The 24,036-nt window shown below is 45.9% G+C and carries 17 protein-coding genes and 1 riboswitch; of the genes, 5 read left to right on the forward strand and 12 right to left on the reverse strand.

Translation table 11 applies throughout. The features are described from left to right. From QZ076_RS07675 to QZ076_RS07730, 12 genes are all read right to left on the reverse strand, one after another. The coding region (locus QZ076_RS07675) for a fimbrial protein (protein WP_293712011.1) at positions 1-468 on the reverse strand (468 nt) is incomplete at its 3' end. Between the two features lie 168 nt (positions 469-636). Continuing rightward, positions 637-1,584, reverse strand: a complete 948-nt coding sequence (locus QZ076_RS07680; protein ID WP_293712014.1) for a FimB/Mfa2 family fimbrial subunit — start codon at positions 1,582-1,584, stop codon at positions 637-639. Continuing rightward, complete coding sequence (locus tag QZ076_RS07685) at positions 1,581-2,738, reverse strand: DUF3868 domain-containing protein (RefSeq protein WP_293712017.1); 1,158 nt, start codon at positions 2,736-2,738, stop codon at positions 1,581-1,583. Before QZ076_RS07685 ends, QZ076_RS07680 begins: the two co-directional genes overlap by 4 nt. Before the next feature lie 11 nt (positions 2,739-2,749). Beyond that, positions 2,750-3,322 carry a DUF3575 domain-containing protein gene (locus QZ076_RS07690; protein ID WP_293712220.1) on the reverse strand — a complete coding sequence of 191 codons (573 nt, stop codon included), beginning with the start codon at positions 3,320-3,322 and terminating at the stop codon, positions 2,750-2,752. 559 nt (positions 3,323-3,881) lie between these two features. Then, complete coding sequence (locus QZ076_RS07695) at positions 3,882-5,147, reverse strand: site-specific integrase (RefSeq protein WP_293712020.1); 1,266 nt, start codon at positions 5,145-5,147, stop codon at positions 3,882-3,884. Positions 5,148-5,271: 124 nt separating this feature from the next. Beyond that, positions 5,272-7,092: a cobalt-precorrin-5B (C(1))-methyltransferase CbiD gene (cbiD, locus tag QZ076_RS07700; RefSeq protein WP_293712023.1), complete on the reverse strand. Its 1,821-nt coding sequence runs from the start codon at positions 7,090-7,092 to the stop codon at positions 5,272-5,274. A 7-nt stretch (positions 7,093-7,099) separates the two neighbouring features. Then, entirely contained in the window at positions 7,100-8,944 is a 1,845-nt protein-coding gene (cobM, locus tag QZ076_RS07705; RefSeq protein WP_293712026.1) for a precorrin-4 C(11)-methyltransferase, read from the reverse strand. Positions 8,945-8,951: 7 nt separating this feature from the next. After that, on the reverse strand, positions 8,952-10,160 hold the full coding sequence (gene cbiE, locus QZ076_RS07710; RefSeq protein ID WP_293712029.1) for a precorrin-6y C5,15-methyltransferase (decarboxylating) subunit CbiE: 1,209 nt from the start codon (positions 10,158-10,160) through the stop codon (positions 8,952-8,954). Further along, a complete protein-coding gene (cobJ, locus tag QZ076_RS07715; RefSeq protein WP_293712032.1) occupies positions 10,157-11,569 on the reverse strand; it encodes a precorrin-3B C(17)-methyltransferase in 1,413 nt (470 codons plus the stop codon). Before cobJ ends, cbiE begins: the two co-directional genes overlap by 4 nt. 100 nt (positions 11,570-11,669) lie before the next feature. Then, positions 11,670-12,260, reverse strand: a complete 591-nt coding sequence (locus QZ076_RS07720; protein WP_293712035.1) for a hypothetical protein — start codon at positions 12,258-12,260, stop codon at positions 11,670-11,672. Between the two features lie 100 nt (positions 12,261-12,360). Further along, positions 12,361-13,203 carry a helix-turn-helix domain-containing protein gene (locus QZ076_RS07725; RefSeq protein WP_293712038.1) on the reverse strand — a complete coding sequence of 281 codons (843 nt, stop codon included), beginning with the start codon at positions 13,201-13,203 and terminating at the stop codon, positions 12,361-12,363. Positions 13,204-14,024: 821 nt separating this feature from the next. Then, positions 14,025-14,939 (reverse strand): sirohydrochlorin cobaltochelatase, encoded by a 915-nt coding sequence (locus QZ076_RS07730; RefSeq protein WP_293712041.1) that lies wholly within the window; start codon positions 14,937-14,939, stop codon positions 14,025-14,027. A gap of 123 nt (positions 14,940-15,062) precedes the next feature. Continuing rightward, positions 15,063-15,258, reverse strand: a riboswitch (cobalamin riboswitch). A gap of 142 nt (positions 15,259-15,400) precedes the next feature. Between QZ076_RS07730 and aspT the strand changes: the two genes are divergently transcribed. From aspT to QZ076_RS07755, 5 genes are all read left to right on the forward strand, one after another. Continuing rightward, complete coding sequence (gene aspT / locus QZ076_RS07735; protein ID WP_293712044.1) at positions 15,401-17,101, forward strand: aspartate-alanine antiporter; 1,701 nt, start codon at positions 15,401-15,403, stop codon at positions 17,099-17,101. Positions 17,102-17,137: 36 nt separating this feature from the next. Then, positions 17,138-18,793, forward strand: coding sequence for a bifunctional aspartate transaminase/aspartate 4-decarboxylase (locus QZ076_RS07740; RefSeq protein WP_293712046.1), 1,656 nt, complete (start codon positions 17,138-17,140; stop codon positions 18,791-18,793). A 274-nt stretch (positions 18,794-19,067) separates the two neighbouring features. Further along, positions 19,068-21,314, forward strand: coding sequence for an aconitate hydratase (locus QZ076_RS07745; protein WP_293712048.1), 2,247 nt, complete (start codon positions 19,068-19,070; stop codon positions 21,312-21,314). A 34-nt stretch (positions 21,315-21,348) separates the two neighbouring features. Further along, entirely contained in the window at positions 21,349-22,608 is a 1,260-nt protein-coding gene (gene icd / locus QZ076_RS07750; protein WP_293712051.1) for an NADP-dependent isocitrate dehydrogenase, read from the forward strand. 19 nt (positions 22,609-22,627) lie between these two features. Further along, positions 22,628-23,974: a citrate/2-methylcitrate synthase gene (locus QZ076_RS07755; RefSeq protein WP_122362933.1), complete on the forward strand. Its 1,347-nt coding sequence runs from the start codon at positions 22,628-22,630 to the stop codon at positions 23,972-23,974. Positions 23,975-24,036 lie beyond the last annotated feature (62 nt).

Genomic DNA, 24,036 nt, shown 5'->3' on the forward strand with positions numbered 1-24,036 from the left:
GTCGGCTTGCAGAAGGGGGGTATGGTAACTGATAAATTCGCTTTCCATCGGCTTGCCCTCGGTGGCAACCTCTGTTCCTGCCTGTTCGGGGGTGGAGAGGGTGAGGGGGACGAAGCCGGCTTGAGAGACGGGGTTGCCTGTCGTCGGATCGATCAGTGTGCTACAGTTGGCAATGCAATAGAGCTTGACGAAAAGGCCTTTTTTTAGTTTCATCAGTCCTTTGGTTTGCTTATTGGTGGCATCGGTTGCCGTCAGATCCAGTTCGGTAGCCCCGGCGGGCAGCTCTGCTGTATCGTCGGCACGGTAGGAGAACTGTTCCTGGAAGGTATAATCACCCTCCTCGGTGGCACAGCCGAAAACATAGACGTCGAGCGAAGAGATTGCATTCTCTTCGGCTGTAGCGATTGGATCGTCACCGGCTTTCGTTACGTTCTTTTTCAGGACTAGCTCGTTGTTTAACGTGAGCAATACTTCACGCCGTTGTTGAGGCGTTTCGCCGCCTGGTTCCGGCCCAGTGCCGTTTCCCTGTTCTTTTTCTTCGGTACATCCTGTCCAAAGAAAGACGACAAGCAGCATCATTGTTAGTTTGCAGATTTGTTTCATGACATTCATATATTTAATTTTCAATTCTTATGGTTACCCAAGTGTTCCTCCTTCATCCCAGTCGGATGCTCCGGCCAGCGATACGATGATTTTATCTTTATATACGGTTATCAGAATATCGAATTCCTGTTCGATGTTCGTATCCATATTCATAGGCAGCTTGCTGAAAAAACTGTTCAGGTCGAGCTCCCTGATGATCTGTTTACCATCCCGCCACAGGCTCCACATCTGGTGGGTATGCGAGGTGTAACGGTAGGTGACCAGCTCTCCGGTCACTTCGCCGTCGTAATTCATAGCGGCGCGCGTTTCGTGGTAAGTCACCGTTCCTCCGATACGCGGTATATGGAAAACTCCGGTACCCGAAGGTGTATCCGACTCATACCCGCTGGTAAAATCGTATTTGTCCGGAATACCTTTCATCCGCATCCGGTAGATACCCCCTTCGGGCGGTGGCGATGCGTCGGCCATCCAGCGGACGGTTACCGAAAGAACGGCATGGGCGTGCGAGAGATAGACCCGCAGGCGTTGCGTCACTTTGTCATCGACCTCGAAAGTGGCCGTACCGTAATAGATACGTTCGGTGTTCTCCCGGAAACCGGGTGGAACACCCTCGCGTCCGGCATTGAGCGTGGTGTTACCGAGCGATGTGCTGCCGTTGGCTACCACCTGTACCGAACTTTTCTCCTCGTTACCCAGGTTTCCCCATAGCACGATAGTGTAACGTCCTTCCGGCAGATCGGCCGACCAGCCTGTCACACTGTCGCCTCGCAGGGTAGTCGTTGCTATCAGTTGCCCTTCGTTGTCGAAGAGATACTGACGGATATTGTCTACATAGACCGGTAGCAGATTTTCTGCACTGCTGCCTGCATACCAGTATTCCAGCCGGGTGTTGAACGGACAGAGCGAAGGCTCGTCGCCGAAGGAACAACCGGACAGGATAACTGCCAGCAGCATGTAAACTATCTCCGGTATCTTGTTCATTCATCATTCGTTTTATCATCCTCGTAACGTACAATTACCTCGATACGGCGTAAACGGGGAAAGAAATGTTTCAACATATCTTTATAAGGAACGCCTCCCTGCAACTCCATCAAATGCCTTTCCCGGCCGTTGAAAACGCCGTAACGGGAAATCACTCTCTGTACGGCCGCCCGGTACGAGGGGGCATCCCGTTCCAGCAAATCGACCAGTCCTTCCCAATCTTCCGCCACCGACGAAACCTGTACCAGTCCGCGGGGAATACCGTACATACTGCGTAGATAAATCGAGAAGAAGCGCGACCGGGCTTCGGCCAGCCGTTCATTATCGCCATAATTACCATCGGGAGAACTATAACCGCAGATACGGATGCTGCGGACAGACACAAAGTGTTCCCGTTGTAACGGAGCGATCAGCCGGTCGATCTTATCGATTTCATAACGGTTATTCTTAAAATCAGGATGTATATCGTCTTTGCCGATGGGATAATCGAAATAGAGAACCAGACTTTCGGTATCCCGGACAGGCTTCGCCGGAACACTATCCCGTTCCTGTGCCTGAGACAAGATCGCAGAGACACTTGCCGTACTCTTAGCCGTAGGAAGAGGCTTGTTTTCCGGCACTCCCGTATCCGGTACGTGAACAGGGAAGTCTTTCAGAGTAATATGCCGTACCAATGTATCGACACCCAATACTTGCAGGTTGCAACAATCTTTGATCTCCTGGCGGAGCAGTAACGATGCTTCGTGCATCCACGAGGTATAAGGTACGGATACTTCATACTGTACATTCTTCGACCGGGTTTTCCGGTTATCCAATATAACCAGAAAAGGAATCGGCAATGGAGTTTCCCGGTCGGTCAGGGCTCTTTCCCTGCGTTCGAAGCGAAACCGTTTATTGCCGGTTATCACAACGGGTGAAAGATCGAGTTGCTCCGGGTTGCCCTTTAAAACAGGAGTGAAGCTGATAGCTGTAAGCGTATTGACGCGGACGGCATTCAGATCCATTTCAAGGGCCAGATGTAAGCTGTCGTTGCGAACCTGGATTGAATGAGGAATAATACGGATTCCCTCGGCCGCCGCTTGAAGCAGGCAGCAGGATAATCCGGCAATCAGAATACCCGGTCTTATTATATTATATATATGTATGGATTTCATCTGTTAGTTATTTAGTGTAAAAAGTAGATGATGGAAAAGCCTATCCGGGTGGGGCCGATATAGCTGCGTGTGTACGAGCCGACCCGTTCGGCACAATCCGTACAGCGTAGTTTATCATATTTCATATAGGCATAACCGGCACCGATCATGGCTTCCATGCCCCAGCGTTCGCCCAGTGCCCAGTGATAACCGTAGGTGGCACCTCCTCCGTACAGGTCGCCTCTGAGTACATACTCTTTCAGTCCTGATATAAACGGGATTTGTCCGATATTGAAGTGACCGTAATGTCCGTGCAGGCCGACGAAATGACCTTCGAACTTGCGGCAGAACCAGTAACGTATTTCCGGTTGGGCGAGATAAAGATTTAGTTTCATATCGTTTCTGAATTTCCAGGCGTTGTAAGCACCCCATATATCGACAGTGATCCGATGGAAGAGTGCTATCTCTACACCTGCGTTGGGTGTTGTGGTAGCCCAGAAAAGCGCATTTGTTTTCATCGCTGTCTGCTGTCCTTGCAAGCAGGTAGTCAAACAGACGAACAGAATAGTAATTATGTGGTATTTTCTAAATATCCCCCTATACATCATTACCGATCGGTTTAAAAAGTTATTTAACTCTTTCTGTCTCTTGGTAAGAGACGGAAAGAGAAAAGGCAGATTGTTGTGAGGTATTAATAATTAAACTGTTTGCCATGTTAGTGGCTCCCCACATGACAAGAACGTAAAACAAAATGTCAAACAATAAACATAATGAATGCCTTTATTTTAATATTTAGTAATGCTTTATTCAGTAATGCTGCATGTCCCGAAGGGACTAACTGTGAAGCTTGTTGAAGCTCTGGCCGTCTAACATGACAAGGACTGTTTGAGGCTTTTATCACCCCATGAAATTGTAAAACAATTGTGAAACATCTGATAATAAGGAAGTAAGGAGAAGAAAAGACAGTAGATAAAAGAACATAAAGGGCATAGGAAAGCTGTTTGTGCTATGTGGTTCTTTCCTTAAAATACGTTATAATATTCTGGAAAACTCGGAATATTAAGCTTTCGCTGTTTATTAATCGGTGATTTCTCTTGTTTGTTCAAAAAAACGTTATTACATTTGCAACGTTTTAACAATCAGTTGAAATGTCTTTTCCGTCTCTTACCAAGAGACAGAATTTCCCATCCAATAATTCTCCGTTGTCTTTCTAGAAATAACAAGTTTATTAGCTCGGTCAAGTCTTGAATTATCAAGTGTAGCGATATAGATATGCGTTGTCTTTGCCGATGTGTGTCCCATTCCTTCCGATATGAGTTCTTCCGGAACTCCTTTGCTTTTGGCAATACTGGCCCAGGTATGGCGGGGAGTATAAGTAGTCAGATCGCATCCTATCAGTTCGCTTATCTTTTGTAACCGCATATTCTGAAGCCGGAGAGCACTTTCGTAGTTCCGGTATTCCGACTTGCAGGGACATATCACAGGGAACAGGTAGGGTGAATTTTCTGAATGGTAACGCTCTATCAACTCTCTGATTTCCGGTAGTATTCCGATCTGTAACGTCTGACCGGTTTTTTTGCGGGTATAGACCAACATGTCGCCATGGATATTTTCGTGAGTCAGATAAGCCAGATCGATAAAAGCCATCCCTCGCGTATAGAAGGAAAAAAGGAAGAGATCGCGAGCCATCGACAGAGAAGGTTCCCCTAATTGTTCGTCTGTCAGCGTTTCCAGTTTTTTGATGACTTCTTCCTTCACAGCACGTTTTTGCGTCTTTTCAATGCGGGTATTCACCCGGCTGAATAATCCGGGCTTATCTTCTACCAAGCCGGCCAGAACTGCTTTATTCCATATGGCCCGGAGATTTCGGAAGTAGAAGGAGACGGTGTTAGGAGCCAGTCCCCGTTCATTCAGATAGTTTTCATACCGGATAATAATTGTCTCGTCGATAGCGGCGAGAGTTATATCATTCGTTTTTTGTTCCTGTTGGCTGAGAAAGCCGGTAAAGCTGTTTTGCAGGCTTCGGTAATGGTGCAGGGTGGCACATTGTTTTTTGCATGCCAGTTCCTGCATCAGTTTCCCGATGTGTGCAAAGAGGGTGACGGATGATGTTTTATCCGTATAGGCGTCCACGATATCGTTGAGGGTATAATCTCCCCGCATTTCCAGTTTGCTTATTAGTATACTGATCAGTTTACGCGTTTGTTCGATCTCTTCGTTTACGCGGAGCAGATATTCACCCCGTGCCCGTTGTGTCCCGACCGGAATAAGGGCCGTCTGGTTACCTGCATCCCATTCCTCTTGGTAGACCGAGAGGTTGAGTGGGATGCGTTTCATCCTGCGGTGACGGATCAGTTGTATGCAGAGCGCCGTCTGCCTGTCCGGTATCACCGATTTCCTTCGTTTGATTTTTATTGATGTATGAGTCATAATATATAATGTATAGTGTATAGTGTATAAAACAAAAATAAGGGTGGTCGGTCGTTTATAATAAGATAATAAATCCTTATTTCTGTCACCGTAAAACCGTTGTTTTAATTACTACATATTATATTTATGCTCCGGTTAAATATCCTTCTTCCGTAATAAGTAATATTGTCAGTTTCCCTTTAGGGATAAGCGGGGTACAATGCTCGTAGCATTTTTTCAGCAGGAGATTGAAGAATGCATCCTGCTCTTCCATGGGAAACAATTGCCATAGTTCCCGGGCCAGCGTGATGCCGTCGATCTTTTGGATGGAAACATCGGGACAGCCGGATTGACTTGCCAATTCTTTCAGGAAGTCTTTATTCATTACTACCTTTTTACTATGTGTATCGAGGAAACCTTCGGCCAGTTTAACTGCTTTCCCGATCATTATACCCATAACAACCTGCTGAAAGCCGAGTGATGAAGCTATCTTTAATGTCTCGCCGATAAAGTTGCCGTAGTGTACGAATGCCTGTGGCGGCAGTTCGGGATAGCGGACTTTCAGATGCCGTTCGCTTTTGGCGCCGGAGTTGATTACCAGCGTCGTGCAACCGATGGCTCTGGCTACTTCCGCTTCCTTACGGATAGAGGCGATAAAAGCATCCGTGGAGAAAGGGCGAACGATGCCGGATGTCCCGATAATGGAGATCCCGCCGACGATACCCAGTTTCGGGTTGAATGTCCTGGCTGCAATCTCTTCTCCACCGGGCACAGAGATCGTAACGGTTAACCCGGCTAACTCCTCCTGCCGGAAATCCCGTAAGACGGCAGTCAGTTCTTCTGTTATCATCTTACGGGGAGTGGCGTTGATAGCCGGGCCGCCTACTTCCAGGCCCAATCCCGGAAGCGTAACGGTGCCGACCCCTTTTCCGGCAAGAAAGCGGATGCCTGACGGGGCAATATCCGTAGAGAAAGCAACCGTAGCAACGATCCGGCAGCCGTTCGTTACGTCTGGGTCGTCTCCGGCATCTTTAATGACTGCACAGGTGGCGCTGTTATCGTTCCAGGCGGTATCGGCGATCGGCAAGGTGATCACTTCGCCCGAAGGCAAGGTGATGGGAGAGTCGGCTTGCTCTTTCCGCGTTAGCAGGGCTACTAAGGCAGCCTTAGCAGCGGCAGTGGCACAGGTGCCGGTGGTGTAACCATGATGCAAAGGAAAGAATTCCGGCAATAGCCGTTCTATTTGCTTGCGCAATCCGTCTTCTCCGTAAACGATATAGAATGTTTCGGGTAATGCCGGACGTTTTACGACGAATACCGGAATAGACCGACTACGTGCGGCAGCCACTTTCTCGTTGAAATATCCCGATTGCCCGCTTTCTTTCGTGATGACGGCATCCGGCTGAAGCTGATCCATCAGCTCTCCGGCGTCATCTTCATCGCGATAGAAACATAACCGTCCGGCGAGAAACCCTTGCCGGGTAGCGATGGCGAGCGATTCTTCACGTTCGAGGATGCGGAACCATGCCGGATGCTTTTCCCACCAGGGGCGGAGCGGGGCGATGGTGTTTACCCCGGTCAGGGCGAGCAGGTTACGGATGCCGTGTTCGTTTAACTTGTCGATGGCATCGTGGTAATCGTCACACCAGATCAGCTCGTTGTCGCGCGGAGGATAACGCCGCTCATAGCGGATAACCGGCAGTTGGAGGGAGGAAGCGACTTCCGCTACCGTTCGGTGCAGGGCGGAAGCGAAAGGATGTGCGGCATCGATCAGCAGGCGGATATTGTTTTCGCGGCAGCATGTTTCCATCGATGCAGCATCCATTCCACCGATCAGGCGGATACCGTGCGCACAGTCTATTTCCTGAAGCGACCCTTTAGTCGAATAGAAATAAGGGGCACTTCCTTCGTCGGCTATGCGGACGGCGGCGCGTCCTTCTGTCGTTCCTCCCAGTATCAGTATCATTGTCCGGTTATTTGCGGAACAGGTGTTTGAACTCGTCGGCATACAGTCGGGAAAGGCCTTCGCGGTTGTCGATCGCGTCACCTACGACCAATAGCGTGGTCAGTGTAAGGTTGTTCTCTTTCACGATCTTAGCCAGGTCTTTCAATTCCCCGCGGTAGATACGCTCGTCTTTCCATGTCAGCTTGTAGCAGGCGGCTACCGGTGTAGTAGGCGCATAATGCTGGAGAAGTTCTTCCTGTACCTTGTCGGCTATGCCTGCGCTCAGGTAGATGCACATGGTACTCTGGCTGGCGGCCAGTTTGTGCAGCTGCTCTTTTTCTGGCATTGGCGTGCGGCCTTCGCCACGGGTAAGGATGATGGTTTGTACCTTTTCCGGGATGGTGAACTGCGAGCGCAAGGCGGCAGCGGCAGCCTGGAAAGAGGATATTCCTGGCGTGATATGATAGCTCATATCGTACTGGTCGAAGAAGTTCATCTGTTCCTGTATCGCTCCGTAGATGCAGGGATCACCGGTATGCAGACGAACGATGAACTTACCTCTGTCGTAGAACTCTTTCATCAGGGCGAACTGCTCGTCGAGATTCATATCGGCCGAACTACGAACGGTGGCTCCCGGTTTGGCACAGTAAGTCAGTTCCTTCGGGACGAGACTTCCGGCATACAGGATAAGGTCTGCTTTCTCAAGCATCCGGCGCCCACGGATAGAAACCAGTTCAGGATCACCCGGTCCGGCTCCGACTATTTCGATATGTCCCTGGCGACGAACCGACTTGTCCATAGCAACGGCGAAAGTGTATTCGTTGCCTTCACCCAGACTTCCTTTTTGCTTTTCCAATAATAAAAGACCACCTCCGGCACTGTAAATAGCGGCGGCTTCGGAAACGCTGGCCGATGCTGTCGCCTCTTTTACGCGGAGGGATGGGTTAGGAACCGGTATTTTGTTCAAGATTTCCGCCGGATAGGTCTTGAACGGACAGTTCATAATGCCGTAAGCCAGCAGGGCAAGCATAGCCTCGTCTTTCTTGATGTCGATGGATGAAATATCGACGATCGACTCCGGACAGATATTGTTGTCGATCAGCGTTCCGATGATATGCTGGTGAAGTTCCACCGGATCGCCTTTTATATCTTTACGGCAGCCGATACCGATATGCAAGACCTTCGGGAAGTAGGACACCATCATCACATCGGCCTCGTAGATGAACGGCCCGACAGTGATAACCAATTCGAACTGATCGAGCGGTATATCCGAGAATTTATTGAATTGCTGGACATGGACAGGAAGGGTACTTTCCAGATAATCCGTTCCCTTGTCGCGTACATTGAGCAGTAAAGCAGTCGGTTTCTTATTGACGAAGGCGGCGATGCAGGTGTTCATCGCGTTCTCGTTGTCGCTCAAATCGTCGGCAACGACAGACCAACCGAACTTCTCGGCCAGCGTATCCAATGCCCACAATCCGGTGTTATCGCTTTGGGTCGTGACAATGGCGTTGCCGCCCAGAAGTTGTGCCAGTTCGGTGCTGAGTTCGTTCGCTCCTCCGATATGTCCCGACAGGACAGGGATGATATATTTGCCTGTGCTGTCGATGCAGACCACAGCCGGGTCGGTATGTTTATCCATAATATAGGGAGCGATGCATCGAACGCAAATCCCCATCGCACCGATAAAGACGATAGCATCCGTTTTCAGGAAAAGATCTCCCATAATAGAGTCGATCGATTCCATCAAAACTGTTTCTTCTTCTGACTCTTTGCTGTAAATAACAGCGTCGGGGAATTGTTTTTTTATTTGGCGTGCCAATGGTAGACTACTTGTAGAGACTACCACAATGGCTAAAGATCGTTTATTCATTGTTCTCCTATTTTGCTTCTTTAAATGCCTTCAGTATGACTATCGGGTTATAATCGCCCACAGTTACATGTAAAGGATCATCCAGTTTCAATCCGGCTTCAAGAACCGAGTCGATAAATAGTTTCTCACTTTCTTCGGATACGGAGTTGAATACCAGTAAACCGTCGGGTGCCAGATAGCGAGCTACCTTATTTACTATCTCTTTCAACTTTCCTCCGTGACCGCCTATGAAGACAGCATCGGGTGCCGGCAGGTCGGATACTTCTTCTTCCATAAAGTCGCCGATATGTACATCGATGCCGGGAGCACCCAGGCGGGAACTGTTATTTTCCATCAGTTGCCAACATTCCTTACGGATCTCAAATGCATGGATATGCAGATGCGGATATTGCCGTTTGGCTTCGATAGAGATGGAACCGGTACAGAAACCGATATCCCAGAAATGATTACACATAGGTAACATCAGGGCACTCATGTCGAGGATACGGATCGGTGCTTTTGTGATCATCCGTTCCCGTCCGTCGAGAAGTTCGAACATCTTGTCGGGTATTCCCAATGGCCGGTAAATACTGTCGTTATACATTCGTTCCAGGATCACGCAGTTTGGGCTGTCGATCGGATGCTCTTCAACTTCCGACAGGGCGAGTGAGCGTGATACACGTTGTTTCTCCGGATTACCTAAATGTTCGCCTATATACATTTTATACTGTGTGAAATTGTATTTCAACAGGCGCATGGCAATGGCGGCCGGTGTATGCACATGGTCGGTCAGGATACCGATCTTACTTCTGTTTTCTATCAACGCACGATCCAGTTCATGCCAGGGCCGGCCTGTAAGAGGAACCATAAGCATATCTTCGTACGACATTTTTAATTCATGAGAAAGCATTTGCAAAGAGTTGAACGAAGGTATGATCGTAACTTCGGCTTCCGGCATGCGTTTTAATATGGTTGAAGCAAATCCCGAGAATAAAGGATCACCCGATGCAAATACAACGATCTTCCGGTGATATTCATATTCATCGAAAACGTTGGACAAGGGTGCTTTTATATCGATCCATACGGCCTCGGGAGGCAGGAACGGCCGGAGCAGTTCGTGGTGTCGTTTCCCTCCTGAAAAGTGGGTGTTGCTATTGATGATATCCTGTATATCTATATTGTAGCTGATATAGTCTTGATTATCGGGCATACCGATAACGATAAATTGTGTTCTCATACGTCTCTTCCGGGTTTTAAATTAATAGCGTCGTTATAACAAAGTATAGAATTTACTAGTGTGGCTGCCAGGTTACTGCCGCCTTTTCGTCCCTCAACGATCAGTTTAGGAATGGAGACGAATGGTTTTACCATATGTTTGGACTCCTGTACATGCACAAAGCCGACAGGTGCGGCAATAATGCCGGCCGGGGTCGCTTTCCCTTTCCGTATCAGGTCGCACAACTCCATCAGGGCTGTCGGTGCGTTACCGAATACATATAAAGCGTCCGGATGTTCGCTGACGGCCACACGGATACCGGCCTGTGTACGGGTGATTCCTTTTTCAGAAGCCAGGGCCATTGCCTTCTCGTCAGACAGATAGCATTCCACTTCTATGCCCATGCGTTGCAAGGCTCCTTTACGGATGCCCGAGGCTGCCATGGTGACATCGGTGATGATGGTGCGTACCTTTCTGCTATTAAGTAATTCGTAAAGGGTTGCCACAGCGTTGTCGTCTATCCGCAATACGTTTTCCATGTCGAAATCGGCTGTCGTATGGATTGCATGTAGTAAAGCCCATTTCTTGTCTAATGGAATATCTTTGTTCTTTAATTCTTTCTCGATTGTCCGGAAACTGCGTATCATGATATCTTGCCCGATACCTGTTTCCTTTTTGCCCATCTTGATCTCTCCATAATAGCCGCGTGGGGTTATCATGTGATTATTGAATTGGTACGTCTGGGAGTTACCGATGATGATAACGGTGAACATATCCACTTGCTCGGGATCGAATTCGGCCAGCGTGGTGATGGTGACTGTCTGTTCCTCACGTCCTGCCTGGCGGACAAAACCGACAGGTGTTTGCGGGTGACGTTCCTGCAGGAAGAGTTCGATGAGGCGGTAGAGCTGCCAGTAGCGCCCTTCGCTTTTGGGATTGTAGATAGCCGTGATAAAGTCGGCAGAGGCAGCGGCTTTGATCCGTTTCTCTATCATTTCCCAGGGTGTCATCAGATCGGAGAGGGAGATCACGCAGAAATCGTGTCCTACCGGAGCACCCAACAGAGAGGCTGCTTTCTGGAAGGCACTGATTCCCGGAAGTACTTCGATCGAAATATCGCTCCCTTTCTCGCGTTTCATCTCGTAGATAAGGGGAGCCATGCCATAAATGCCGGAGTCACCGGAACTGATAACGGTTACCACATGACCTTCGCTAGCATAGTTATAGGCTTCTTCTGCCCGGACTTTTTCGCGTTTCATCCCTGAGTCGATACAGATTGCATCGGGCCGGATCGCTGATTCAACAAACTGAAAGTAATATTTATACCCGACGATGACATCCGACTGACGGATGGCAGATAATACTGCTGGAGTTATATCTGATTCACTGCCGGGTCCGATCCCGGCTACGATTATTTTACCTGTGCTCATTTGTAGCTTTGAGTTATTGATTCTGATCTGCTCTAAAAATCATGAGACACAAAGATAATGTATTTAATCTTATTTATTAACTGATTTGATGTTTCTGTATTTAATTTTGTTTGTACAGTTTTTCTTCTGTACCGATTATTTTGTCTACTTTGCCGGTGCTGACAGAGCGTATGGCAACAGCATTGAACCTATACACTTCATATTCCCCGTTATTGTAGAAACGTAGAAGTTCGGTCATTCTTTCTATCAAACCGGACGATAACATATGTAGGTCATTTTCGTATATTTCCCTGTCATCCGGGTGAATTAGTTCAAGTCCTGTTTCATAACTCATTCCATCTTTAGAGAAAGCATTATTATGCAGAGATATAAATAAGTTCAATTGTATATCATATATCCAGACTGCCAGCCGATGTACTTCTTCTGTACTGTATTCCGATTTTAATTCGTGGTTAAGTAGAGTAGGTAGTCTGGTTCTTTCTTCTCTATTCTTTTGTTTTTCAAAAATAAGCTTTTTTACTTTGTGTTTGAAGTGCAGGATTTGTAGCCAGGATATTACTCGCATCAATACAACAAGTGAAATTACCCCTAACAAAATATAACTAACTAAAGGAGTTGACATTCTCTCCTCAACATAACTACTATCCCCGTCCTTAATCAGGGATAATAACAAATACATTTTGGTCATCATAATTTAAAAAGATCTGTTTATAGATGACACAAAGGTAACTTATGCGATAGAAGGGTGATGTATATATAATCACATATAAAGTGTATATTCTGATAATCTTTTACTGATTTAATTTTTTTCTTAGTTCTTGGGGAGTAAATCCGTATTGTGTCTTACAAAATTTATATAAATGTGAATGGGAACTGAAACCAAAGTCATCAATTATATTTTTGAAATCTTCTCCGTTCGTTGCCAGGCATTTCAATATACGTTTTGCCTTTTCATTTAGTAACCATTGATAAGCAGCTATACCGAAAGTTTCCTTGAATTTACTCCGGAAAGAATTTACTCCGTATCCCATCAGATCTGCGAGTTCTTTTACATTCTTTACTTTTATATGATTAGCTATAACCTGATTCTCGAATTCAGACGGATGGCTAGCCAACAGATAGAAAAAGTGACCTAATTCTTCTCTTGAATAAATAGTTTTGAGTAGATAGAATAGTTCGTCCCTTTTGGAAACATATAGTTTGTAATCCAAATAATGATTCTCTAAGTACTGGGCGAGAAGATTTAAAAAGCTGTATAAGGGTTCGAGTATCTTTAATTCTATCCATTCAAATGCAGACTGGGGCAACAGATCATATTGGACCCGAAAACAAATGAGTTCATCGATAGGCAGGCTGTCGAAGGTGAAAGCCAGAATTTTTGAATATGGAGCAATCTCATATGTATATTTTTCGTATACTTTAAGGAAGACCATATGTGCTTCGTCTATAAATGTCATCTGGGTATGAGAAGAATATATTTTTACCGATCCGCTTAGAATGAAAACTATCATATTATCATATAGGCTAGATTTTGTTAATATCATTCCTTCTGTACTTTTTAGAAGATCAAAACCGGCTTGTTGTATACGGTTATTTGCTACTTCAGAAGGAGCATTGTCGTTTGTACTCTTCATGTTTTCATTTAGATTTAATTATTAGTTCACATTTATATCAATGTGGAATGCAAAAAAAGTATAATATTGTAGTTTGATATGTATACAAAATATCATTTAATGTGTATAATTTAATATAAATAAAAATACAAATAAAGGTGATAAATAATTAGTGGATAACAGATAAAATATGTATTATTATTACTCCTTTATTTTTAATGTTATGATATAGGAAGTTAGGTGTTATAAGTGAGAACTCAATGGAAGTCATTTATGCTTTATTAGTAACTACTCAGCCCCCATAACATATTGTCATTACGATTGATAATTGATTACGTTTTTCGCAATCTCTCTAAGAGAAAGAAAAGTATCTTGCTTTTTTTTCTTTGTAGTATCAACTATTGAGTGAATCATAGAAAAAGCGCTGGCACCTTCATCGGACTTAAACTGGCCACTTACCTTCTGTTTCACTTTAAGGGGATGGATTGTTCGTTCAGATGCCTCACGGAATACATTCACGATGTCTGATACGCTATTTTCATGACATGAAGATACTTATAATTAGGTCTGTATACTAATTATTAAACCGGTTTTTTCATTCAAAATGATATTTATGCTAAAAAATATCATTTTGTCATTTTGACCAAAGGTTTGACAGGCAGCTTCTATTGCTTAATGAAATGCTTTAAAACCGTAACATAAAAAATCTAAACAGAGGGCTGAGTGGTTACCTTTATCGTATTGCGGGGATATGTTAAGTGTTCTTTACTGGCAGATATAAAAAAGAACCGACCTCTCCCTGTAAGAGGAAGAGGCCGGTTGTCATTTGGACAGTACGTATTTTAGTCTTTTTCAGCTGCGTACTGTTTCTTTTTCTCTGTGATGTTGATCATTTTGTGTTTGGCGGCAAACTTTGCATGATCGATAAATATCTTCTGTATGTCTGTGTTTTGTCCTAGGCCCTGCATAAAGACAAATACTTCGTATCCTTTGTCTTCCAGTTGTTTTTTCATGTCGACTGCAATGTCATTGTTCGCATGGTCGCCGGCAACAAACATGAAAGGCATCAATAATACTTTCTTTGTTTTGCCTGCTTCGAGTTTGGCAACCATATCGTCGAAAGAAGGATAACCTTCAACTGTTGTCACATAATAATCGTTGTAACCTTTCGAATGCAACATATAATCCATCATCGCGTACTGAGCTGTTGCAGGTGTGTACGTGCCATGTCCTACAAGGACGGTTGCACCTTTTTTCGCTCCGTTCTTTGTGATGGCTGCTATTACATCCTCAAAATCGTGAGGCGTATAAAGCAACGGATTGCCGATGCGTATGTCTTTGAAATTCTTTTCCAACGGTGCAATGTCTTTGCGAAGCGATTCCATTTCCACCCCTTCGATAATGTTGGTTGACTGGATAAGGATATGGGTATATCCGTCAGCTTTCAGTTTTACCAGTGCTTCCATAGGATTCAGTTTTTCAATACCGCGTGCTTTCAGGCGGCGTGCGACAATGCGGGAAGTGTAAGCTTCTCGTACTTCCATGTCTTTAAAGGCTTCCTTTGCTTTCTGGTTGATCGCGTCGATAGTAAGTGCACGGGTGTTGTCATACGTGGTACCGAAATGTACCATTAATAAGGCGGCTTTGTCACCCGGTTGCATGGAGGCCAGCATGTCGGATGCCTTGAAGTTCTCGCCGTCGTGTGCCCAGCACATAGGTGCGAGCATACAAGCAATAAGTAATAGTAAATGTTTCATATAATGTAAATTAAAAGATAACCTACGAATACGACAAACCATAATACCGATAGTCGGTAAACATTTTCTTTTATGAAAAGAGGTTGTCCGTATGTTCTTATCATCCTCCTGACCCCGGGAAGATACGATATAAAAAAACTTGGCAGGTTTCCTGACTTGCCCGGAAAGCGACCTTCCCGTCCTTGTACCGGACAGTGGTGTAAGAATGCCTTCCTTCGGAATGGGCTTAACAGTAGCGGGCACTGTTCTGGATTTTCACCAGATTCCCTTTTATACGATAACCGGAAGTTACCGTATCACCAAAGCGGTGACAAAGTTAGAAAATTATTTAAAATAAGAGGGATTTTATACTATCTTAATTGATTCTGTCGGAACAACTGCCTTACGGCTTCTGTTTCATTACCACAAGTAAAAACCGGACATAAAATGTCTATTTAGTATTAACGCCAAACAGTTTATATATGGAGTGGTTTGTAGATTTACTCAAACACTATCCGGAACTGGCCATCTTTCTGACACTGGCTTTTGGATTCTGGATCGGTAAGTTCAAGATAGGGAAATTTTCGTTGGGAACTGTCACCAGTGTCCTGCTGGTCGGAGTAATAATCGGACAGTTACATATCGATATCGGAGCACCTATCAAGTCGGTATTTTTTCTTTTATTTCTTTTTGCCGTGGGCTACAGTGTAGGCCCGCAGTTTTTTCGCGGACTGAAGAAAGAAGGACTTCCGCAGGTCCTTTTTGCAGTATTGATGTGTCTGTTCTGTCTGTTTGTTCCTTTCTTATTGGCAAAGTTGATGGGATACAATGCAGGTGAAGCTGCCGGGTTACTGGCCGGTTCACAGACGATCTCTGCCGTATTGGGTGTGGCAGAAGATACGATTAATCAAGGAGGACTGAGCGCTGCCGACAAGGCTTCGATGATAAACGTGATGCCTGTGGCTTATGCCGTTTCTTATATTTTCGGTACGGCCGGCTCTGCCTGGATCATGAGTGATATCGCTCCCCGTTTCCTCGGAGGGTTAGCTTCTGTAAAGAAAGCTTGTAAAGAATTAGAGTCGAAGATGGGGACTGACGACGAGAGCGAACAACCCGGTTTCATGCCTGCTGCCCGTCCGATAACTTTCCGCGCATATAAGATAAATAACGATTGGTTCGGAGCCGGTAAGACGGTGCAGGAGCTGGAAGATTATCTGGAAGGGCAGGGGCGGCGTTTGTTCGTCGAACGTGTCCGTATCAATGGTATTGTATATGAGGTGAAGCCCGATCTGATGCTTATGAAAGGAAACGAAGTCGTATTGAGCGGTCGCCGAGAGTTTGTGATCGGGGAGGAAGACTGGATCGGAGACGAAGTGAACGATATCGAATTACTGGATTTCCCGGCAGAGACATTACCGGTCCTGATATCACGCAAGAAATTCGTTGGAATGACCGTAGCCCGGCTCCGTAAGGAAAAGGTGATGCATGGTGTCAGTATTAAAAGTATCAAACGTGCAGGTATCAGTATACCGGTATTGGCAGCGACTAAGATTGATCCGGGTGATATGCTCGAGTTAGTCGGCACCAAGATGGAGGTGAATGAAGCGGCTGCCACATTGGGCTATGCAGATCGTCCGACGAACCAGACGGATATGGTCTTTGTCGGATTAGGTATCTTTATTGGTGGCGTGATCGGTTCGCTCGCATTGCATTTCGGAGATATTCCGGTTAGCTTGAGTACAAGCGGTGGAGCACTGATTGCCGGACTGGTGTTCGGTTGGCTTCGTTCCAAACATCCTACTTTCGGCCGTATCCCGGAACCATCGCTCTGGGTATTGAATAATGTCGGACTGAATATGTTTATCGCTGTTGTCGGTATTACGGCCGGACCAAGTTTTGTGACCGGCTTTAAGGAAGTAGGTGTAAGCCTGTTCGTGATCGGTGCACTGGCAACGACCATCCCGCTGATCGTTGGTGTCCTGATGGGACGTTACCTCTTTAAGTTCCACCCGGCCATCACACTGGGCTGTACTTCCGGTGCACGAACGACAACCGCCGCCCTCGGTGCCGTGGAAGATGCGGTGGAGAGCCAGACTCCGGCACTCGGCTATACCGTTACATATGCTGTCGGAAATACTCTGCTGATTATCTGGGGGGTCGTGATTGTTTTATTAATGAATTGACAAATTTAAATTTATAAATCATATAATAATGTATATATGGAAGAAAGAGTAATTACCCGTGAATATGAAAAGAAGATGTCGGAGATCAGTCCCTTCGAATTGAAGGATATCCTGATCGATCTGGCTGACGAGAGTGCTCGTAAAAGCACTCATATCATGTTGAATGCCGGACGAGGTAACCCGAACTGGATCGCAACGACACCTCGTGAAGCCTTCTTTCTGCTAGGTCAGTTCGGAATGGAAGAATGCCGTCGCGGAACCAAGTTGGAAGACGGTATGGTCGGTTTGGCGGGTGTGCCCGAGAAAAAGCGCATTGCTGTCCGTTTCAAGGAATTTTTGGATAAACATGAGGAAACACCCGGTTCCCGCCTGTTAAGAGATACTTACGAATATATGGTCCGTGAAAAGGGTGTCGATGAAAACGATCTCGTACATGAATGGGCCGAAGGGGTGATCGGCGACCAATACCCGGTTCCGGACCGTATTCTGAAATATACGGAAGTGTTGGTAGAAGACTATCTGAAGCTGGCACTTTGTAACAACCATCCGCCCAAAGGTAAGTTCGACCTTTTTGCAACAGAAGGCGGGACAGCTGCGATGTGTTATATCTTCGACTCCCTGCAACAGAACTTCCTGTTGAATAAAGGTGATAAGATCGTCCTGTTCGCTCCGGTCTTTACTCCATATATCGAAATACCCGAACAGGCGCGTTACCTGTTCGATGTAATTGAGATTCACGCTTTAAAAATGACAGGCGACGGATATCATACCTGGCAATATCAGGAAAAAGATCTTGATGTACTGAAAGACCCTTCAGTCAAGGCTGCCTTTATCGTTAACCCGAGCAATCCGCCGTCTTATGCATTGACAGAAGGCCTGACAGAATGTATCGTCGATATCGTCACCAATTTTAATCCGAACCTGATGATTATAACCGATGATGTGTATGCTACTTTTGTCCCGGGCTTCCGCTCTTTAATATCGGTATTGCCGGATAACACGTTATGTGTATACTCTTTCTCCAAATATTTCGGAGCGACCGGTTGGCGTCTGGCAGTGGTGGCTTTGCACGAAGACAATATCTATGACCGAATGATTGCCGATCTGCCGGACGATAAAAAAGCGGCATTGAATAAACGTTACGACAGTATCATGATCGATCCGTCAAAAATGAAATTAATCGACCGCATGGTAGCCGACAGCCGCCAGGTCGCTTTAAATCATACGGCTGGTCTTTCCCTGCCACAGCAGACCCAGATGGCTCTGTTTTCCGCCTTCTCCCTGTTGGATGCGGAAAACCTCTATCAGTCGAGAATGATCGAGATCATACACGAACGCCTGCATACACTTTGGGAAAGCACAGGTTTTACCTTGCTGGACGACCCGCTTCGTGCCGGCTATTACAGTGAAATAGATATGGAAGTCTGGGCAAAGAAATTCTATGGAGACGAGTTTGTGGAATATCTGAAAGCCAATTATGAACCTGTCGATGTGGTGTTCCGCCTGGCACAGGAAACGGCATTGGTTCTCCTGAACGGCGGTGGCTTCGATGCCCCCGAATGGTCTATCCGCGCTTCCCTGGCTAATCTGAAAACAGAAGATTATGTCAGGATCGGAGAGGGGATAGCCTCTATTCTTCATAGCTATGCCGAGAAATGGAAGGAGTCGGAAGGAAATAAAAACAATCATTAAATAAACAGCGATAATCGCTGAACAAAATGGGTTCGCCTTGCGTTCTATTAATAAATGTAGAATGTAAGGCGAACTTTCTTTATATAATAGATATTCTCTATTGAACCATAGAAATTATTGAATGAAACGTATTCTGATATAATATATATTTGTTAAGAATTAAATCAGACAGTAAAATTTTTATGATGTCTTATATATTACATTCCATCCGATGACAAGTCGGTATATTGCGTGAAAAACATTCTGATAAACAAACAACTAATAAGATTACGATATGGTGTACGACATTGAAATGCTGAGAAGCTTCTATTCAAATTTTCCGAAACGGGTAGATACAGCCCGTGAAAAGATTGGCCGCCCGATGACATTGGCCGAAAAAATCTTATATGCTCATTTATATGATGAAGAAGCACTCCGCCTGTTTAAGCGTGGAGATGATTATGTAAACTTCCGTCCCGACCGTGTGGCGATGCAGGATGCAACAGCCCAGATGGCTTTGCTGCAATTTATGAATGCAGGGAAAGACAAATCGGCTGTTCCGGCAACCGTCCACTGCGATCACCTGATTCAGGCGAATATCGGAGCGAAAGCGGATATTGAAACGGCTACCAAAGGAAACAGCGAAGTGTATGACTTCCTTAAATCCGTATCTGATAAGTTCGGTATAGGTTTCTGGAAGCCGGGAGCCGGTATCATCCACCAAGTTGTATTGGAGAACTATGCATTTCCCGGCGGAATGATGGTCGGTACGGATTCTCACACACCGAATGCCGGTGGCCTCGGAATGGTGGCTATTGGAGTTGGGGGTGCTGATGCTGTCGATGTCATGACCGGTATGGAGTGGGAACTGAAGATGCCGAAGCTGATCGGTGTTAAACTGACCGGACGTTTGAACGGTTGGGCTTCTCCCAAAGATGTCATTTTAAAGCTGGCGGGTATCCTGACCGTAAAAGGAGGAACGAATGCCATTATCGAATATTTCGGTGAAGGTGCGTCTTCCATCTCTGCAACAGGAAAAGCGACGATCTGTAATATGGGTGCCGAAGTTGGAGCAACTACTTCGTTATTTCCGTACGACTTGAATATGGCTACTTACCTGCGTGCTACCGGACGTGATACGGTTGCCGCCTGGGCAGACGCTATCCAAGATTATCTGGAAGCCGATATGGAAGTGAGGGCGCAGCCGGATGAATACTACGACCGGGTGATCGTGATTAACTTGTCTGAACTGGAACCGCATATCAATGGTCCGTTTACTCCGGATGCAGCAACGCCTATCTCTGAATTTGCTGCTAAAGTAAAAGCGAACGGTTATCCCCGTAAGATGGAAGTGGGTCTGATCGGTTCGTGTACGAACTCGTCTTATCAGGATTTGAGCCGTGCCGTCTCTATTGCCCGTCAGGCTTTTGAAGATAAGATTCCTGTTGCCGCTCCGCTGATCATCAATCCGGGATCGGAGCAGATTCGCTATACTGCCGAACGTGACGGTATTATCGGTGACTTCGAGAAAGTGGGAGCGACCATCATGGCAAATGCCTGTGGACCATGCATCGGCCAGTGGAAACGTCATACCGACGATAATACCCGTAAAAATTCTATTGTAACCTCCTTTAACCGTAATTTTGCCAAACGTGCGGATGGCAATCCGAACACACATGCCTTTGTCGCTTCTCCGGAACTGACGCTGGCACTGACTATTGCCGGCGACCTTTGTTTCAATCCGTTGACCGATACGTTGAAGACGGAAGATGGCCGTGAAGTAAAGCTCAAAGAACCGCAGGGAACCGATTTCCCACCTAAAGGATTTGATGTAAAAGATAATGGTTATCTGGCTCCGACCGGAAAGAATACGGATGTAAAGATCAATCCTGAATCAAACCGTTTGCAGGCTTTGCAACCTTTTGCTCCGTGGGATGGCAATGACCTGTTGGAGATGCCATTGCTTATCAAAGCGGAAGGAAAATGTACGACAGACCATATTTCGATGGCAGGTCCTTGGCTGCGTTTTCGTGGTCATCTGGAAAATATCTCCGATAATATGTTGATGGGAGCTGTCAACGCTTTCAATGGTAAGACAAATGCCGTATTAAATCAGCTTACTGATGAATATGAAGCTGTTTCTGCCGTTGCCAAGCAATATAAAGCAAAAGGAATCTCGTCCATCGTTGTTGCCGAAGAGAACTACGGCGAAGGTTCTTCCCGCGAACATGCTGCTATGGAGCCCCGTTTTCTGAATGTAAAGGTGATACTTGCCAAGAGTTTTGCCCGTATCCACGAGACAAACCTCAAGAAACAGGGAATGCTTGCCCTGACGTTTTCAAATAAAGATGATTATAATAAGATCCGTGAAAACGATCATATCTCCATCCTCGGTCTGAAAGACTTTGCACCCGACAAGCCGTTGACTGCCGTTCTTACACACGCCGACGGTTCGCAGGAATCATTCCCGGTAAATCATACATACAACGATTTGCAGATCAAATGGTTCAAAGCAGGGGCGGCACTGAATGTAGTACATTAATAGGAAAATTTAAAACAACTAATAAGCTAACAACATGCATAAAATAACAAAACAAAAAGACCATTTGATCGTTCCTGATAAGGTTGTTATCCCTTTTATCGAAGGAGATGGCGTAGGAGCAGAGATCACGCCGGTCTGCCAAAAGATAGTAAATGCAGCTATCGAAAAAGCCTATGACGGTAAACGGTCCATCGAATGGAAAGAAGTATTGGCGGGTGAGAAAGCTTTCAATAAGACCGGAAGTTGGCTTCCTGATGAAACGATGGATGCTTTCCGTGAATATATGGTTGGAATAAAAGGTCCGTTGACCACTCCTATCGGTGGTGGTATCCGCTCGCTGAATGTGGCTTTGCGCCAGACTTTAGACCTTTATGTCTGTCTGCGCCCTGTCCGTTGGTTCAAAGGTGTTGTTTCTCCGGTACGCGAACCGCAGAAGGTAGATATGTATATCTTCCGTGAGAATACCGAAGATATCTATGCCGGTATCGAATGGCAACAAGGAACGCCTGAAGCACGTAAGTTTCTGAAGTTCCTGACGGAAGAAATGGGAGTGACTAAAGTTCGTTTCCCCGAAACCTCTTCATTCGGCGTAAAACCCGTATCCGTAGAAGGAACCGAACGCCTCGTGCGTGCCGCTATCGAATTTGCCCTGACCAATAAATTACCGAGTGTAACGCTTGTACATAAAGGCAATATTATGAAGTTCACTGAAGGCGGTTTTAAACTCTGGGGCTATGCTTTGGCAGAACGTGAGTTTGCCGACAAGACATTCACCTGGCCGCAATACGAAAAGATCAAAAAGGAGAAAGGAGAAGCCGAGGCGGTTAAAGCCATGTTTGCAGCATCTGAGAGCGGAAAAGTCATCATTAAAGATGTTATTGCCGATGCCTTTCTACAGAATACTTTATTGATCCCGGAAGAATATTCCGTCATCGCAACGCTCAATCTCAACGGCGATTATATCTCTGATCAGTTGGCTGCTATGGTGGGCGGTATCGGAATTGCTCCCGGTGCTAATATCAATTACGACAGCGGTTATGCTATTTTCGAAGCAACACACGGCACGGCTCCTAACATTGCCGGAAAGGATATTGTAAATCCGTCGTCCCTTTTGCTTTCATCCGTGATGATGCTTGAATATATGGGATGGAATGAAGCAGCCAACCTGATTACGGCTGCTATGGAAAAAGCTTTCTCGAAAGGTGAAGCAACGAATGATCTGGCTCGTTTCATGCCGGCAGGAAAATCTCTTGGCACCAGGGAGTTTGGTGATTGTATCATATCTTTATTATAAACTCATAAAATAATTAGTCATGAAGAAAGAATATCTTATTTATAAACTGTCGGATGCATCAAAGGATGCCTGTAAGATCGACAATGAACTTTTCCCGATGTATAATGTGAAACGTGGTCTGCGTAACGAAGACGGCAGCGGTGTTTTGGTCGGATTAACCAAGATCGGTAATGTTGTAGGTTACGAACGTCTGCCGGATAACGGTGGTCTGAAGGCTATCCCCGGTAAACTGTTTTACAGAGGGTACGATGTGGAAGATTTGGCACATGCCTTGATTAAAGAGAAACGTTTCGGTTTTGAGGAAGTGGCTTACCTGTTGCTTTCCGGTAAGTTGCCCGATAAGGAAGAACTAGCCTCTTTCAAAGGTCTGATCTGCGACAACATGCCGTTGGAGCAGAAAACTAAAATGAATATCCTCGACCTGGAAGGACAGAATATCATGAATATTCTTGCCCGTAGTGTTTTGGAAATGTACACTTTCGATCCTAATCCGGATGATACTTCGCGTGACAACCTGATGCGCCAGTCCATCGAGCTGATCTCCCGTTTCCCGACTATCATCGCTTATGCATATAATATCTTCCGTCATAGTACACACGGACGTTCTTTGCATATCCGCCATCCGCATGAAAACCTGTCGCTTGCAGAAAACTTCCTGCACATGCTGAAGAAAGACTTTACCGAACTCGATGCACGTACACTCGATTTATTGCTTGTCTTGCAAGCTGAGCACGGTGGTGGTAACAACTCCACCTTTACGGTTCGTGTAACCAGTTCGACTGGAACGGATACCTATTCATCCATCGCAGCCGGTATCGGTTCGTTGAAAGGCCCGTTACACGGAGGTGCCAATATCCAGGTTGTAGATATGTTCAACCATCTGAAAGAAAATATTGGTGATTGGAAGAATGTGGATGAAATCGATACTTATTTCATGCGTATGCTGAATAAGGAGGCTTATAATAAAACGGGGCTGATCTATGGTATCGGTCATGCCGTTTATACAATATCCGACCCGCGTGCCATTGTCTTGAAGGAACTGGCTCGTGATCTGGCAAAGGAAAAGGGGCGTGAAGAAGAATTCGCCTTCCTCGAACTGCTGGAAGAACGTGCTATCGAATGTTTCGCCAAACATAAAGGAACGAAGAAACGTGTCTCTTCAAACGTGGACTTCTATTCCGGCTTCGTTTATGAAATGATCGGCCTGCCGCAGGAAATCTATACGCCGTTGTTTGCCATGGCTCGTATCGTCGGCTGGACAGCTCACCGTATCGAAGAACTTCATTTCGATGGCAAACGTATCATCCGTCCGGCTTATAAGAATGTTTTGGAAGAAACAACTTATGTTCCGATTTCGGAACGTTGAGATTAACATTTATTTGTAAGAGGTGTGTCAACAACGTTGTTGAGGCCGATCTCAACACCCCT

This window comes from uncultured Parabacteroides sp., assembly GCF_905196875.1.
In the GTDB taxonomy this organism is placed as follows: Bacteria; Bacteroidota; Bacteroidia; order Bacteroidales; family Tannerellaceae; genus Parabacteroides.